Consider the following 14,395-nt stretch of genomic DNA (forward strand, 5'->3'; position numbering starts at 1 on the left):
CATTCCTCCTTCAAGGGGCATTGGCGCGCACGTCGCGGCGGGCGGCCCGCATACGGGTCTGAAGTCGTTCGCTGGAACAGCCGTCCATGCCGCTGTTTCCGGGACCGAAGGTGACGGCTGTTTCTTCCCATTCCGCATCGAGTGCCGCGAGATCACTGTCCGGTACCCTGGAGAGATCTTCGTCGTCGGAAACATTAAGCGAGACGCCGGCCACACCGCGAATGGCAGTCAGGACGGCAGCATAGGGAGAGCCCCGGGATGCAAGCCGCTCTTCCAGCGCCCCCAGGATATGGATGGTTTCGGAAAGAAGGTTCAGGGCTTCCTCCAACGGCTGCGTCGATAGATATTCCAGGAAAAGCGGCAGATAGTCCGGCAGTTCGTTGGCGGCGAGCACCAGCCCACCTTTCTCGTAGAGCGCGGCGAGATCGACCATGGCCTGGCCCCGATCGCGGCTTTCGCCGTGCACATGCTCGAAGAGATGCAGCGAGAGGCGCCGCGTCCTGTCGAAGAGCTCGACATAGCGCTCCTGCAGGTCGAAGAGATCGAGCGAACCGAGATCATCGAGAAGCGGCTGTAGTGCGGCTGCGGCGGCTGTCGGCAACAACCTCTCGGAGGCGATTGCGGCTTCGATCTCCGGCACTGCGGCGCAGAGCTCTTCGGACGGATAGGTCAGCAGCGCGGAAAGCGCCCGAAAGGTGAGACTCCCCTGTCTATCGGCCATCATGCGATCTCCATCGGGTTAGAGGCTTTCTTCGTCTGTTTTCCACCGAAGAGATTGGTCTCGCTCGTGCCGTCGGAGCAGCCATTACCGAAGGAGAAGCCGCAGGAGCCGCGCAGATCATAGGCATCCTCGCTCCATTCGCGGTGCGCCGTCGGGATGACGAAGCGATCCTCGTAATTGGCGATCGCCATGATCCGGTACATGTCTTCGATGTCGTCGCCGGTCAGCCCGACCTTTTCCGCGATACGCTCGTCGATGCGCCCGTCGATGGACTTGACGCGCATATAGCCACGCATGGCGAGCATGCGTTCGAGCGCCAGGGCCACCGGTTCCTCGTTGCCGGCCGTCAGCAGATTGGCGAGATATTGCAGCGGAATGCGCAGCGAGCGGACATCCGGCATGTCGCCGTCGAGACCCATCTTGCCGGCAGCAGCGGCCGACTGGATCGGCGAAAGCGGCGGCACGTACCAGACCATCGGCAGGGTGCGGTATTCCGGATGCAGCGGGAAGGCCACCTTCCAGTCCATCGCCATCTTCCAGATCGGCGATGTCTTTGCCGCCTCGATCCAGGCTTCCGGCACGCCATCGGCGCGGGCCTGGGCGATCACCTCCGGATCCTTCGGGTCGAGGAAGAGGTCGAGTTGCGCCTGATAGAGATCCTTCTCGTTCGGCACGCTCGCCGCCGCCTCGATGCGGTCGGCATCGTAAAGCAGCACGCCGAGATAGCGGATGCGCCCGACACAGGTTTCCGAGCAGACTGTCGGCTGGCCAGCCTCGATGCGCGGATAGCAGAAGATGCACTTCTCCGATTTGCCGGAAGACCAGTTGTAATAGATCTTCTTGTAGGGGCAGCCGGAAACGCACATGCGCCAGCCGCGGCACTTGTCCTGGTCGATGAGAACGATGCCGTCCTCCTCCCGCTTGTAGATGGCACCCGACGGACAGACGGCGGCGCAAGCCGGATTGAGGCAATGCTCGCAAAGCCTCGGCAGGTACATCATGAAGGTGTTTTCGAACTGGCCGTAGATTTCCTTTTCGACGCCTTCGAAATTGACATCCTTCGAGCGCTTCTCGAATTCGCCGCCGAGAATCTCCTCCCAATTCGGACCCCATTCGATCTTCTCGATGCGTTCGCCCGAGATGGCCGAGCGTGGACGCGCGGTCGGGAAGGCTTTCGACTCCTTGGCCGTGTGCAAATGCTCATAGTCGAAGGTGAAGGGCTCGTAATAGTCGTCGATTTCAGGCAGGTCCGGATTGGCGAAGATGTTAGCGAGGATGCGCCATTTCGCGCCCATTTTCGGTTCGATGCGGCCATTGCGCTTGCGCCGCCAGCCGCCGTTCCATTTCTCCTGGTTTTCCCATTCGCGGGGATAACCGACGCCGGGCTTGGTCTCGACATTGTTGAACCAGGCATATTCGACGCCTTCGCGGCTGGTCCAGACGTTCTTGCAGGTGACGGAACAGGTGTGACAGCCGATGCATTTGTCGAGGTTCAGCACCATCGCGATCTGGGCACGGATCTTCATTCTGCAGCCTCCTTGGATGCATCCGTTGAGAGCGGCTCTTCGAGCCAATCGATCCTGGACATTTTGCGAACGACGATGAATTCGTCGCGATTGGAACCCACGGTTCCGTAATAGTTGAAACCGTAGGCGAGCTGGGCGTAACCACCGATCATGTGGGTCGGCTTCAGGACCGTACGCGTCACCGAATTGTGGATGCCACCGCGATTGCCTGTTAGCTCGGAGCCCGGCGTGTTTATGATTTTCTCCTGGGCATGATACATCAGCATCATGCCCTGCTTGATGCGCTGAGAAACGACAGCACGGGCTGTCAGCGCGCCATTGGCGTTGAAGACCTCGACCCAGTCATTGTCGACGATGCCGGCAGATTTGGCGTCCACCTCCGAGATCCAGACGACCGGACCGCCGCGATTGAGGGTCAGCATCAAAAGATTATCGCTATAGGTGGAGTGGATGCCCCATTTCTGATGCGGCGTCAGGAAATTAAGGACGATTTCCTTGTTGCCGTTCGGCCGGCGATCCTTGACGACGCCGATCGTCTTCAGGTCGACAGGCGGCTTCCAGGTGACGAAGCCCTCGCCGAAGGCCCGCATCCAGAGATGATCCTGATAGAGCTGCTGGCGGCCGGTAAGAGTGCGCCATGGGATCAGCTCGTGTACGTTCGTATAACCAGCATTGTAGCAGACCTTCTCGCTCTCGATGCCCGACCAGGTGGGCGAGGAGATGATCTTGCGAGGTTGCGCCTGGATGTCGCGATAGCGGATCTTCTCGTCTTCCTTGGGAATGGCGAGATGGGCATGGTCGCGGCCGGTCGCCTTCGACAGGGCCTCCCAGGCCTTCACCGCCACTTCGCCATTGGTCTCCGGCGCGAGCATCAGGATGACTTCGGCGGCATCGATATCGCTATCGATCTTCGGCAGACCCTTTGCTGCGCCTTCCGAATGCACGCCGTTGAGGGCGCCAAGGGCCGCGACCTCATGTTCGGTCTTCCAGTTGATGCCTTTGCCGCCATTGCCGATCGAGGTCATCAGCGGCCCCAGCGCCGTATAGCGGGCATGGATGTTCGGGTAGTCGCGCTCGATGACGGCAACCGATGGCATGGTGCGGCCCGGAATCGGCTCGATCTCGCCGCGTTTCCAGTCCCTGACGTCGAAAGCCTGGGCCATCTCACCGGGACTGTCGTGCTGGATCGGTGTCAGGACCACGTCCTGCTCGACGCCGAGCACCTCCGGAGCAACACGCGAAAAGGCCTTGGCGATCCCCTTGTAGATCTCCCAGTCGGAGCGTGCCTCCCAGGCCGGATCGACCGCCGCCGACAGCGGGTGGATGAAGGGGTGCATGTCGGACGTATTGAGGTCGTTCTTTTCGTACCATGTGGCGGTCGGCAGAACGATGTCGGAATAGACGCAGGTGGTCGACATGCGGAAGTCCAGCGTCACCAGAAGATCGAGTTTGCCGCGCGGTGCCTCGTCGTGCCAGGCGACCTCCTTGTTGCGGACGGCGCCTTCAGGCCCGAGGTCTTTGCCCATGACGCCGTTTTCGGTGCCGAGCAGATGCTTGAGGAAATATTCATGGCCCTTGCCCGACGAACCGAGCAGGTTCGAACGCCAGACGAACATGTTGCGCGGCCAGTTGGCCGGATCGTCAGGATCGTCACAGGAGAGTTCGAGCTCGCCGGATTTCAGCGCTTTCGCCACATAATCCTTCGGCTCGAGACCGGCCGCCTTCGCCCTGCCGGCGATCGAGAGCGGATTGGCTTTCAATTGCGGTGCCGATGGCAGCCAGCCCATGCGCTCAGCACGGACGTTGTAGTCGATGAAGCTGTTTTCCCAATCGCCTTCCGGCGCGGTCGGCGAAAGGATCTCGGCCGCCGTCAGTGTCTCGTAGCGCCACTGATCCGTATGGGCATAGAAGAAGGAGGTCGAATTCATGTGACGCGGCGGGCGAGCCCAATCGAGGGCGAAGGCGAGCGGCGTCCAGCCGGTCTGCGGCCTGAGTTTCTCCTGGCCGACATAGTGGGACCAGCCGCCGCCCGACTGACCGATCGCTCCACAGAAGACCAGGAGATTGATCACGCCGCGGTAGTTCATGTCCATGTTGTACCAATGGTTCATGCCGGCGCCGATGATGATCATCGAGCGTCCCTGGGTCTTTTCGGCATTGGTGGCGAACTCGCGGGCAACAGTGATGATCGCGTCGCGCTTGACGCCGGTGATGCGCTCGGCCCAGGCCGGCGTGAACGGCAGGTCGTCATTATAGTCACGGGCGACGTTTTCACCGCCGAAGCCGCGATCGAGGCCGTAATTCGCCATCATCAGATCGTAGACGGTCGCAACCTTGACCAGCTTGCCGTCGGCATCGGCAATCGTGCGGACAGGGACGCGGCGGGTGAGGACTTCGCCATGGTCCGTCGCGACGAAATGCTCGGTGGCGCGACCGCCGAAATAGGGGAAGTCCACGTCTTCGACGGCTGCGTCCTGGTTTGCAAGCGTGAGCTTGAGACGGACGTCTCGGCCCTGCCCATCCTTTTGGTCGAGGTTCCACTTCGCCTGTTCGCCCCAGCGATAGCCGACCGAGCCCAGGGGAGCGACGAGCTCGTTCGTCTTTTCATCGATGGCAACGGCCTTCCATTCCGGATTGTTGGTCTCGCCGAGCGCACCGTCCAGCTCGGAAGCACGCAGCAGGCGCTCGGGGACCAATCTGCCCTCCCGCTCGACGAGCCGGACGAGGAACGGCATGTCGGTATAACGTCGGGTATAATCGTCGAAATAAGGAACGGACCGGTCGAGATAATATTCCCGCAGGATGACGTGACCCATGGCAAGCGCGAGTGCCGCGTCGGTTCCCTGCTTCGGATTGAGCCAGATATCGGCAAATTTCGTCGCCTCGGCATAGTCGGGGCTGACGACGGCGCTCTTGGTGCCCTTGTAGCGGACCTCGGTGTAGAAATGCGCATCCGGCGTGCGGGTCTGCGGCACGTTGGAACCCCAGACGATGATGAAGCCGGCATTGTACCAGTCGGCACTTTCGGGCACGTCGGTCTGTTCGCCCCAGGTCTGCGGGCTTGCAGGCGGCAGGTCGCAATACCAGTCGTAGAAGGACATGCAGACGCCGCCGAGCAGCGACAGATAGCGCGAGCCCGCAGCATAGGAGACCATGGACATGGCCGGGATCGGCGAGAAGCCGATGATGCGGTCCGGACCATGCGCCTTGACCGTATAGGCATTCGCAGCCGCGACGATCTCGGTGACTTCATCCCAGCTGGCGCGGACAAAGCCGCCGTGACCGCGGATGGACATGTAGGACTTGCGCTTTTCGGCATCCTCGACGATCGACGCCCAGGCCGCAACCGGCGACATGGTCCCCCGCGCCTTACGCCACAGTTTCAGGAGCCGCCCGCGGATCATCGGATATTTCACACGCGCGCCGGAATAAAGATACCAGCTGTAGGAAGCGCCACGCGCGCAGCCGCGCGGCTCATGGTTCGGCAGGTCCGGCCGCGTGCGCGGATAATCCGTCTGCTGGGTCTCCCAGGTCACGATGCCGCCCTTGACGTAGATCTTCCACGAACAGGAGCCCGTGCAGTTCACTCCATGCGTGGAGCGAACGATCTTGTCGTGCTGCCAGCGCTTGCGGTAGCCGTCCTCCCAGGAGCGATCCTCGCTGGTGACGATGCCGTGGCCGTTGGAGAACTGGCCGACATTCTTCCGGAAGAAGGCGAGCCGGTCGAGGAAATGAGACATGTTTTTCTCCTGGTCTTATTCAGCCGCAGCCGCTTTGCCGGCAGCGCTGCGCTTGCCGCGCTCGATATCGTGGAGGAGGCCGCCCTTGCGGGTATAGGCGGCCCAGGTGAGGACGAGGCAGCTCACATAGAAGATGAGGAAGGCCCAGATCGCGGATTGGGCTCCGCCAGTAAACGTGATCGACAGGCCGTAGCCCATCGGGATGAAGAAGGCGCCGAAGGCAGCGATCGCGGAGGTGAAGCCGGTGATGGCGGCCGATTCCTTCTCCGCCTGCAGGCGGCGGGTCTCCGGCCTGGCATTCGGCATCAGCCGGGCCATTTCCTTGCCCATGATCGTGGGGATCATCTGAAAGGTCGAGGCGTTGCCGACGCCGGTCGCGAAGAACAGCACGAGGAAGGAGATGAAGAAGCCCCAGAAAGCTCCCGGCTGATCCTTGGTCGCGATGAACCACAGCACGCCGCCCGCGCCGATCATCATCAGGACGAAGACCCAGAAGGTTACCCGCGCGCCGCCGAAACGATCGGCAAGCCAGCCGGTTCCCGAGCGGGAGAGTGCCCCGACGAGCGGCCCCAGGAAGGCGAACTGAAGCGCGTTGACATCGGGAAACAGGGTTTTGGCAAGCAGCGGGAAGCCGGCCGAATAACCGATGAAGGAGCCGAAGGTGCCAGTATAGAGCCAGCACATGATCCAGTTATGCCGGCGCTGGAAAATGACTGCCTGCTCGGCAAAGGAAGCCTTGGCCGAGGCGATGTCGTTCATGCCGAACCAGCAGGCGAAGGCCGAAAGCGCGATGAAGGGCACGAAGAAGAAGCCGGCATTCTGCAGCCACAGCGGCGCTTCATCGACCGGCCCCTTTGTCATTGCCGGATCCCCGCCGAACCAGCCGAAGATTCCCGCGGTGATGACGAGCGGCACGACGAACTGAACGACGCTGACACCGAGATTGCCGAGACCGGCATTGAGTGCCAGTGCGTTGCCCTTCTCCGACTTCGGGAAGAAGAAGGAGATGTTCGACATCGAGGAGGCGAAGTTGCCGCCGCCGAAACCGCAGAGCAGTGCCAGCAGAAGCAGCACGATATAGGGTGTCTCGGGATTCTGCACGGCAAAGCCGATGCCGAGCGCCGGAATGATCAGCGACCAGGTGGTCAGCGTGGTCCATAACCGCCCGCCGAAGATCGGCACCATGAAGGAATAGAAGATCCGGAAGGTGGCGCCCGAAATGCCGGGAAGGGCGGCCAGCCAGAAGAGCTGGTCGGTGGTGAAGGTGAATCCGACGAGCGGGAGCTTTGCCACCACCACGGACCAGACCTGCCAGATCGCGAAGGAGAGCAAAAGCGCCGGAATGGAGAGCCACAGGTTTCGGCGGGCAATGGGTCTTCCCGTCTCAGCCCAGAAGGTCGGATCTTCCGGCCGCCAGTCGGTGAGCACCGAGCCTTTGCGTCGCGTCTCGATCTGCGGGGCTGGCATGCCCTGCATTTCCGGGAAGGGCGGCAGAGCATCGAGCGCCTGTCCGGCAGCTTTGCGCTCCATCTGCCGGACGGCCACGTGCATCCACACAAGTGCGACGGTGACCAGCAGGAAGAGCGCCATGAAGCAGCTGGTCCAGAGGCCCGTCAGATCTAGGAGTATCCCGAAGAGGATCGGCAGCACGAAGCCACCGAGGCCGCCGATCATGCCGACCAGCCCGCCGACGGCACCGACATGTTCCGGATAATAGACCGGAATATGTTTGTAGACCGCCGCCTTGCCGAGCGCCATGAAGAAGCCAAGGATGAAGACAACGACCGTGAAGCCCACCAGCCCCATCTCGATATGAAAGGTGGCGGGGCCGTTGAGGGTGCGAACGGTATAGTCAGCCGGTGGATAGGCAAGGATGAAGGTCGCCACGACCGAGACCAGGAACGTCCAGTAGAGGACGCGGCGCGCGCCATAAACATCGGACAGGCGGCCGCCATAGGCGCGCAACAGACTTGCCGGCACGGAGAAGAAGGCTGCGATCACGCCGGCAGTGCGGATGTCGAGGCCATAGACGCCGATGAGATATTGCGGCAGCCATAAGGACAGCGCGACAAAGGCGCCGAAGACGAAGAAATAATAGAGCGCGAAACGCCAGACCTGTACGTTTTTCAGCGGTTCAAGCTCGAGCCAGGCGCTCTTTGCCTTCTGGCCGGTGCGGCGGCGTTCGGCATGGACCGGATCGTCCTTTGTCATGAACCAGAAGATCAGCGCCATGATCACCAGCGCTGCCGCCCAGATCTCGGCGACGGCATGCCAGCCCCAGGCGACCAGGACCAGGGGGGCAAGCAACTTGGTCACGGCCGATCCGACATTGCCGGCTCCGAAAATGCCGAGAGCCGCGCCTTGCTTGCCCGGCGGATACCACCGCGATACATAGGCGACACCGACCGCGAACGAACCGCCGGCGATGCCGACGCCGAGTGCGGCGAGCAGCATCTGGGGGTAGGTTTGCGCATAGGTCATCAGGAAGGTCGCGAGTGCGGCCGCCAGCATGGTCGTCACGAAGACGAGGCGCCCGCCATAGATATCGCTCCAGATACCGAGTACCACGCGGATGAGAGATCCGGTCAGTATGGGCGTTCCGACCAGAAGCCCGAATTCGGTTTCCGTCAGCCCCAGCTCCTGGCGGATTCGGATGCCGATGATGGCGAAGATTGTCCAGGCCGCAAAACAGACCGTGAAGGCGATCGTGCTTGCGGCAAGTGCGTTGCGTTGTTCTCTGCTATCGACTTCCTGGGGAGCCGGCATGGCCATGTTCCGTTCGTGACAAGATGATCCTTCTTCGGTCTCGACATCGGTAACTGGGAATGCGTGCTGCGACTTTGATTTCAGTCAAACAGAGAGGTTCAAGTGTAATAAAGTCAAAAGCATAGAAAGAATTGCTTGCGAAATGATAAATATAACCTCATCGATTGATCTATCTATTCTTTCTGCTTGATAATAATCAATCGCATGCAAAAATACCGTTATGCGGCTCGGAGAAACATACGATGCGACCGGAAAATACCGCTCAGATTCGACAGTTGGAACTGTTCGCGAAGGTGAGCGAGGAAACGTTCCGGGCGCTGACCGAAACGAGTTTTCTTCAGCGGTTCCCACGCGGCGTTGTGCTCATTCGTGAAAATGAACCGGCCGATTTTCTCCATGTCGTGCTCGGCGGGGCGGTGGAGATGTTTGCGGGGACGGAGACGCGGGAAACCACGCTGGACATTATCAGACCGATCGGCGTCTTCATTCTTGCAGCCGTCCTCAACGACGAAGTCTATCTGCAATCCGCCCGTACGCTGGAACCATCGGACATCTTTATGATTCCAGCGCAAAAAGTGCGTTTTGCAATGGAGACCGATGCCGCCTTTGCGCGCGCGATTGTGATGGAACTTGCCAGAAGCTACCGGCGCACCATCAAGGATCTGAAAGGTATGAAGCTGCGAACCGGTACCGAGCGGTTGGCAAACTGGCTCCTACGTGCCGACAAGGAGCAGGGAGGCTCAGGCCAGGTCGAGATCCGCATGGAGAAACGCACGCTGGCCTCGCGTCTCGGCATGACGCCCGAGAATCTGTCGCGCGCCTTCTCGACCTTGAAATCGCATGGCATCGAGATCGACGGATCCAAAGTGGAAATCGTTGAGCCCGCCATCCTCATCGAATTCGCAAGACCGGATCCACTTGTCGATGACCCGGAGGATCCTTTTCCGGCAGCAGATGGCGGAACAAACCGAAAGGACGCTCAGATCGCCGATCGGGGACAGCGCGGACAATGACATCCGCTGCCAGTGTGCGGTACTGCATAATTCCTCAAATCGGAATCGATTTGAGGATGAAATTATGCAGCAATTCAAAGTGCTACAGCGTCCTTTGCGCGTCTGAAAAGACGCGCGGCGCTGTAGGCTTTCCACCTCCTGTCGATCCGCCTTGACCTTCCGCAACAGCGCGCAGGCTGCTTCCGTCGATCTAGGCGTCGCCCGTTTCCGGCAACATTCGTCCGATCCGACGAAGATTGTCGTGCCACGCTAACGCTTCCTCGATCAGATGTGGCGTATGGCCGCCGCGGAGGACGGCGCGCCTGTAGTAATCCGCCAGAACGTCCCTGTATTTGGGATGAACGCAGTTGTCGATGATGACGCGCGCCCTCTCCCGTGGGGCAAGGCCACGCAGGTCGGCAAGCCCGATCTCGGTGACGAGAATATCGACGTCGTGCTCGGTGTGGTCGACATGGCTCACCATCGGAACGACGCGTGAGATTGCGCCCTCTTTCGCAAGCGACTTCGTGACGAAGATCGACATGTAGGCGTTGCGTGCAAAATCGCCGGATCCGCCTATGCCGTTCATCATGTGTGTGCCACCGACATGGGTAGAGTTCACGTTGCCGTAGATGTCGAGTTCCAATGCCGTGTTGATGGCGATGATGCCGAGACGCCGGATGACCTCAGGATGATTGCTGATCTCCTGCGGCCGAAGCACCAGCCGGGCCTTGTATCGCTCGATATCGGCAAGAACCCGCCGATGCTTCTCCGTCGACAGTGTCAGGGACGATCCGGAGGCGAAGTTCAGTTTTCCGGCATCCATGAGATCGAATGTCGAGTCCTGCAGCACCTCGGAATACATGGTGAGGTCGTGGAAGGGTGTATCCGCGAATCCTTGCAGGACCGCGTTCGCGATCGTCCCTATGCCAGCCTGCAGGGGCAGCAGCTTCTCCGTGAGACGTCCACGCCGTACCTCGTTCATGAGAAACTCGGCAAGGTGTCCGGTTATCGCGTTCGTCTCCGCGTCAGCCGGTTCAACGGCAGAAGGACTGTCGCTGCTTTGCGTTACGACGATCGCCGCGATCTTCTCCGGAGGGATGGGGATAAACGGCGAGCCGATCCGGCTTTCGGGAGCGACGACCGGAATCGCTTCGCGGGTTGGCCTTTTCGTCGGGATGTAGATGTCGTGCAAGCCTTCGAGCGCTTCCGGCTGTAACAGGTTGATCTCGACGATCACCTTCGGCGCCAGGATGGCGAAACTGGCCGAATTGCCGACCGAGGTCGTCGGCACGATACCACCTTCCTCGGTAATGGCAGTCGCCTCGACGACAGCAATATCGACGGGTGGAAGCTGACGACTGCGCAGAAACTCGACAGTCTCCGACAGATGCTGATCGATGAACATGACCTCGCCGGAATTGATCGCCTTGCGCATGACGGCGTCCGACTGAAACGGCATCCTGCGCGCGACTGCATGGGCCTCGGCAAGCGTCTTGTCGAGATTGTTGCCGAGCGAGGCACCGGTCATCAGCGTGATCTTTAACGGGTCGCGACGCGCGCGCTCGGCCAGTGCCAGAGGAACGGCCTTCGCCTCTCCTGCCCGCGTGAAACCACTCATCCCCACCGTCATGCCGTCGCGTATCAGCGCGGCGGCGTCTTCGGCGTCTACGATACGGTCCCGGAGCTTGGCGCTCCGGAGGCGATCCTTGAACATGCTTATACCCTTAGTGAGATAGCAGGACGGGCAGGAGGACGTTGGTCAGCACCGATTTCGTGGCGCCGCCAAGGACGAATTCGCGCAGCCGAGAATGGCCGAACCCGCCCATGACGAGAAGATCCGCCCGCAGTTCGAAGGCCTGCGTCTGCAACACATCGCCGATCGGTCTATCGGCGGCGTGGACGCGGACCATCTCTGCCGCGACACCGCTCCTGCGGAAGTTTTCAATCAGATGGTCGCCGGCCTCGTCGTTGACGATCTTTTCGTCGGTGACGCAAACCAGGTGGACTTTGGAGGCATGCTCGATAAACGGCGCAGCGTTGTGCACCGCGCTCGCAGCAGCCGCGCTGCCGTCCCAGGCGATAGCCACATGGTCTATTCTGCCGCCAAAGCTCTGACGAGGATAGAGCACCAGCGGCCGGCCTGATTCAAACAGCACCGCCTCGACGACGGGGCGATACAGGCCAGCCGCCTCGAGCAGAACGAGGTCATAGGCGCGTGCGGCTTCCGAAAGCATGTCTGCGACGAATGGTTCTCCGGCCGTCATGTTTCGCATCCGGATTTCGACGGACGCAGCCTTCGCTTCTTCGAGCGTCTTCCTGGCTAAAAATGAGCCGCGCTGCCGGCTCAACGCCTCGGCCTCCTGGGTGAGCTTGGCCGTATCCACGATCAGCGAGCCGAGCGCAGGAGAAACATGCGGGATTGCGATCTCGACGGTACACGCGGTCAGGCTGGCCTTCATGTGCCTGGCGAGCGCCACACCATTGGCGATCATGAATTCCGAGGTATCGTCGGGATATGTGAGAAGCGGCAGGAAGAAATGCTGTTGCACCGGAGGCTACCTTGTCTGGCCGATTTCGATTGCGAACGATGATGTCGCCTCGACTGCGCCGCGCATTGACCTGGCGCAAACCGGCATAAGAGCGCTTGAAGCCGTCAAAGAGATGGCCGATAAGCGGACCTGTGTTTACCCGTGGCGCAGAGGATGAACCGACACCGATTGCATATGGATGGTCATGGCGTTTCATCCGGCCGGAGCCGCGCCGTTGACCTGGGACGACAATTGCAGTCTGCATGATCGCGAAGTGGAGGAAGCGGTGCGAATATTTTCTAAAATCAGCGAGTTGCGCTCAGCACTTGAGGCGTTGAGACGACATGACCGGACTGTCGGCTTTGTGCCCACCATGGGATACCTGCACGCCGGCCACATGGAACTGGTTTCGCGCGCGCGGGTCCACAACGACATTCTGGTGGCATCGATCTTCGTCAACCCGCTGCAGTTCGGGCCGTCGGAAGATCTCAGCAAATATCCGCGTGATCTCGAACGTGACGCGCAGATGCTGAAACAGGCGGGAGTCAATATGCTTTTCGCTCCTTCTGTCGACGATATGTATCCGCAACCGATGCTGACGACGGTTGATGTGTCTCAGATCGGTAACGAGCTGGAGGGCGCTGTGCGCCCGGGGCATTTTGCCGGCGTGGCGACCGTCGTCTGCAAGCTGTTCAACATCGTACAGCCGCATAGGGCCTATTTCGGCGAAAAGGACTATCAGCAGGTCGTTGTCATCAAGCGCATGGTCGCCGACCTGGCATTGCCGGTGGAGATCATCGCGGTTCCGACGATAAGGGACAAGGACGGCCTCGCCCTGTCGTCGCGCAATGTCTATCTCAGCGAGGCGGAGCGAAAGGCTGCAGTCATTGTCCCGAAAACGCTTGATGAGGCCGAGCGGCTGGTTGCTGATGGCATCAGAGACCCTGGGGAACTCGAAGATCGCCTGACGGCGTTCCTCGGTCAGGAACCCTTGGCCAATCCAGAGATTGTTGCTGTCAGGGATGCATCGAACTTGCAGCCGGTCGCCGACATCAAGGATCCAGTCGTCGTTGTCCTCTTCGTGCGGATCGGAACGACGCGGCTTCTGGACAACAGAGTGATCGGCGGGCATGGCTTGATAAGAATTGGAGCGGAGCGATGAGTACGCCCGGATTTCAGAAACGCCTTACGCCGTCGCGCATCACCGCGATGAAGGGAACGGCACCGATCGTCTGCCTCACGGCCTATACGACGCCGGTCGCCCGCCTCCTCGACGACCATTGCGATCTGCTGCTGGTCGGCGACTCGCTCGGGATGGTGCTCTATGGCATGGAGACCACGACCGGCGTCACGCTGGACATGATGATCGCTCACGGCAAGGCGGTCATGCGCGGCGTCAGCAAGGCCTGCGTCGTCGTCGACATGCCCTTCGGAACCTATCAGGAATCGAAGGAAGTCGCGTTTCGCAATGCGGTTCGTATCCTGCAGGAAACGGGCTGCGATGCCGTCAAGCTGGAGGGTGGCGAAGAAATGGTTGCGACGATCGGCTTTCTGACGGCGCGCGGCATTCCTGTCCTTGGCCATATCGGCCTGATGCCACAGCTGGTCCATACCGCAGGCGGCTATCGTTCGGTCGGCCACAGCGAACACGAAGCCGCGAAAATCCGGCGCGACGCGCATGCCATCGGCGGATCCGGGGCGTTTGCCTTTGTCGTCGAAGGAACGGTCGAACCCCTGGCACGCGAGGTGACTGCCGCCACCCCTGTGCCGACAATCGGCATCGGAGCCTCATCCGCGTGCGACGGCCAGATCCTGGTTTCCGACGATATGCTCGGGCTCTTCAACGATTTTACACCACGCTTCGTCAAACGTTACGACGAACTGGGAAAACGCGTTTCTGCCGCAGCGGCAGACTACGCCGCAGACGTGCGCGCCAGGCGGTTTCCGGCGCTGGAGCATACGTTCAAAAAACGATCCTGACGGCACCGCGCTGAAAGCGGCCGGCCTCCGTCTGGCGATTTCTGCAAAAAACATGGCATTTCGGAGCAATTGCAACTTGCTGCCGGGTCGGCAAAAGCCGCCGTTAACCAACTGATCGAGGGGGCGGGAACAAATTTCT

General features: G+C 60.6%; 9 protein-coding genes. 3 read left to right on the plus strand and 6 right to left on the minus strand.

The annotated features are described in order from the left end of the window. Positions 1–10: 10 nt before the first annotated feature. The 4 genes from narJ to FHT87_RS04970 are packed head-to-tail and all read right to left on the minus strand — an operon-like array spanning position 11 to position 8,753. Entirely contained in the window at positions 11–724 is a 714-nt protein-coding gene (narJ, locus tag FHT87_RS04955) for a nitrate reductase molybdenum cofactor assembly chaperone (RefSeq protein WP_246698032.1), read from the minus strand. After that, complete coding sequence (gene narH / locus FHT87_RS04960; RefSeq protein WP_183725952.1) at positions 721–2,247, minus strand: nitrate reductase subunit beta; 1,527 nt, start codon at positions 2,245–2,247, stop codon at positions 721–723. Before narH ends, narJ begins: the two co-directional genes overlap by 4 nt. Then, positions 2,244–5,987 carry a nitrate reductase subunit alpha gene (locus FHT87_RS04965; RefSeq protein WP_183725954.1) on the minus strand — a complete coding sequence of 1,248 codons (3,744 nt, stop codon included), beginning with the start codon at positions 5,985–5,987 and terminating at the stop codon, positions 2,244–2,246. Before FHT87_RS04965 ends, narH begins: the two co-directional genes overlap by 4 nt. A 15-nt stretch (positions 5,988–6,002) precedes the next feature. After that, positions 6,003–8,753 carry an MFS transporter gene (locus FHT87_RS04970; RefSeq protein WP_183725956.1) on the minus strand — a complete coding sequence of 917 codons (2,751 nt, stop codon included), beginning with the start codon at positions 8,751–8,753 and terminating at the stop codon, positions 6,003–6,005. Positions 8,754–8,995: 242 nt separating this feature from the next. On the opposite strand from FHT87_RS04970, the gene FHT87_RS04975 reads away from it, so the two are divergent. Beyond that, positions 8,996–9,766 (plus strand): cyclic nucleotide-binding domain-containing protein, encoded by a 771-nt coding sequence (locus tag FHT87_RS04975; protein WP_183725958.1) that lies wholly within the window; start codon positions 8,996–8,998, stop codon positions 9,764–9,766. Between the two features lie 190 nt (positions 9,767–9,956). Here the strand turns inward: FHT87_RS04975 and FHT87_RS04980 are convergent, their stop codons facing one another. Together FHT87_RS04980 and FHT87_RS04985 are read right to left on the minus strand one after the other, a co-directional pair. Then, a complete protein-coding gene (locus FHT87_RS04980; protein WP_183799975.1) occupies positions 9,957–11,462 on the minus strand; it encodes an acetyl-CoA hydrolase/transferase family protein in 1,506 nt (501 codons plus the stop codon). A gap of 10 nt (positions 11,463–11,472) precedes the next feature. Further along, positions 11,473–12,240, minus strand: a complete 768-nt coding sequence (locus FHT87_RS04985) for a universal stress protein (protein WP_210277784.1) — start codon at positions 12,238–12,240, stop codon at positions 11,473–11,475. Positions 12,241–12,562: 322 nt separating this feature from the next. On the opposite strand from FHT87_RS04985, the gene panC reads away from it, so the two are divergent. Both panC and panB read left to right on the plus strand, forming a co-directional pair. After that, entirely contained in the window at positions 12,563–13,438 is an 876-nt protein-coding gene (gene panC, locus FHT87_RS04990) for a pantoate--beta-alanine ligase (RefSeq protein ID WP_183725963.1), read from the plus strand. Beyond that, positions 13,435–14,256 carry a 3-methyl-2-oxobutanoate hydroxymethyltransferase gene (panB, locus tag FHT87_RS04995; protein ID WP_183725965.1) on the plus strand — a complete coding sequence of 274 codons (822 nt, stop codon included), beginning with the start codon at positions 13,435–13,437 and terminating at the stop codon, positions 14,254–14,256. The genes panC and panB overlap by 4 nt, the downstream gene beginning before the upstream one ends. Positions 14,257–14,395: the final 139 nt, after the last annotated feature.

It is taken from the genome of Rhizobium sp. BK316 (assembly GCF_014193695.1).
Taxonomy (GTDB): Bacteria; Pseudomonadota; Alphaproteobacteria; order Rhizobiales; family Rhizobiaceae; genus Rhizobium.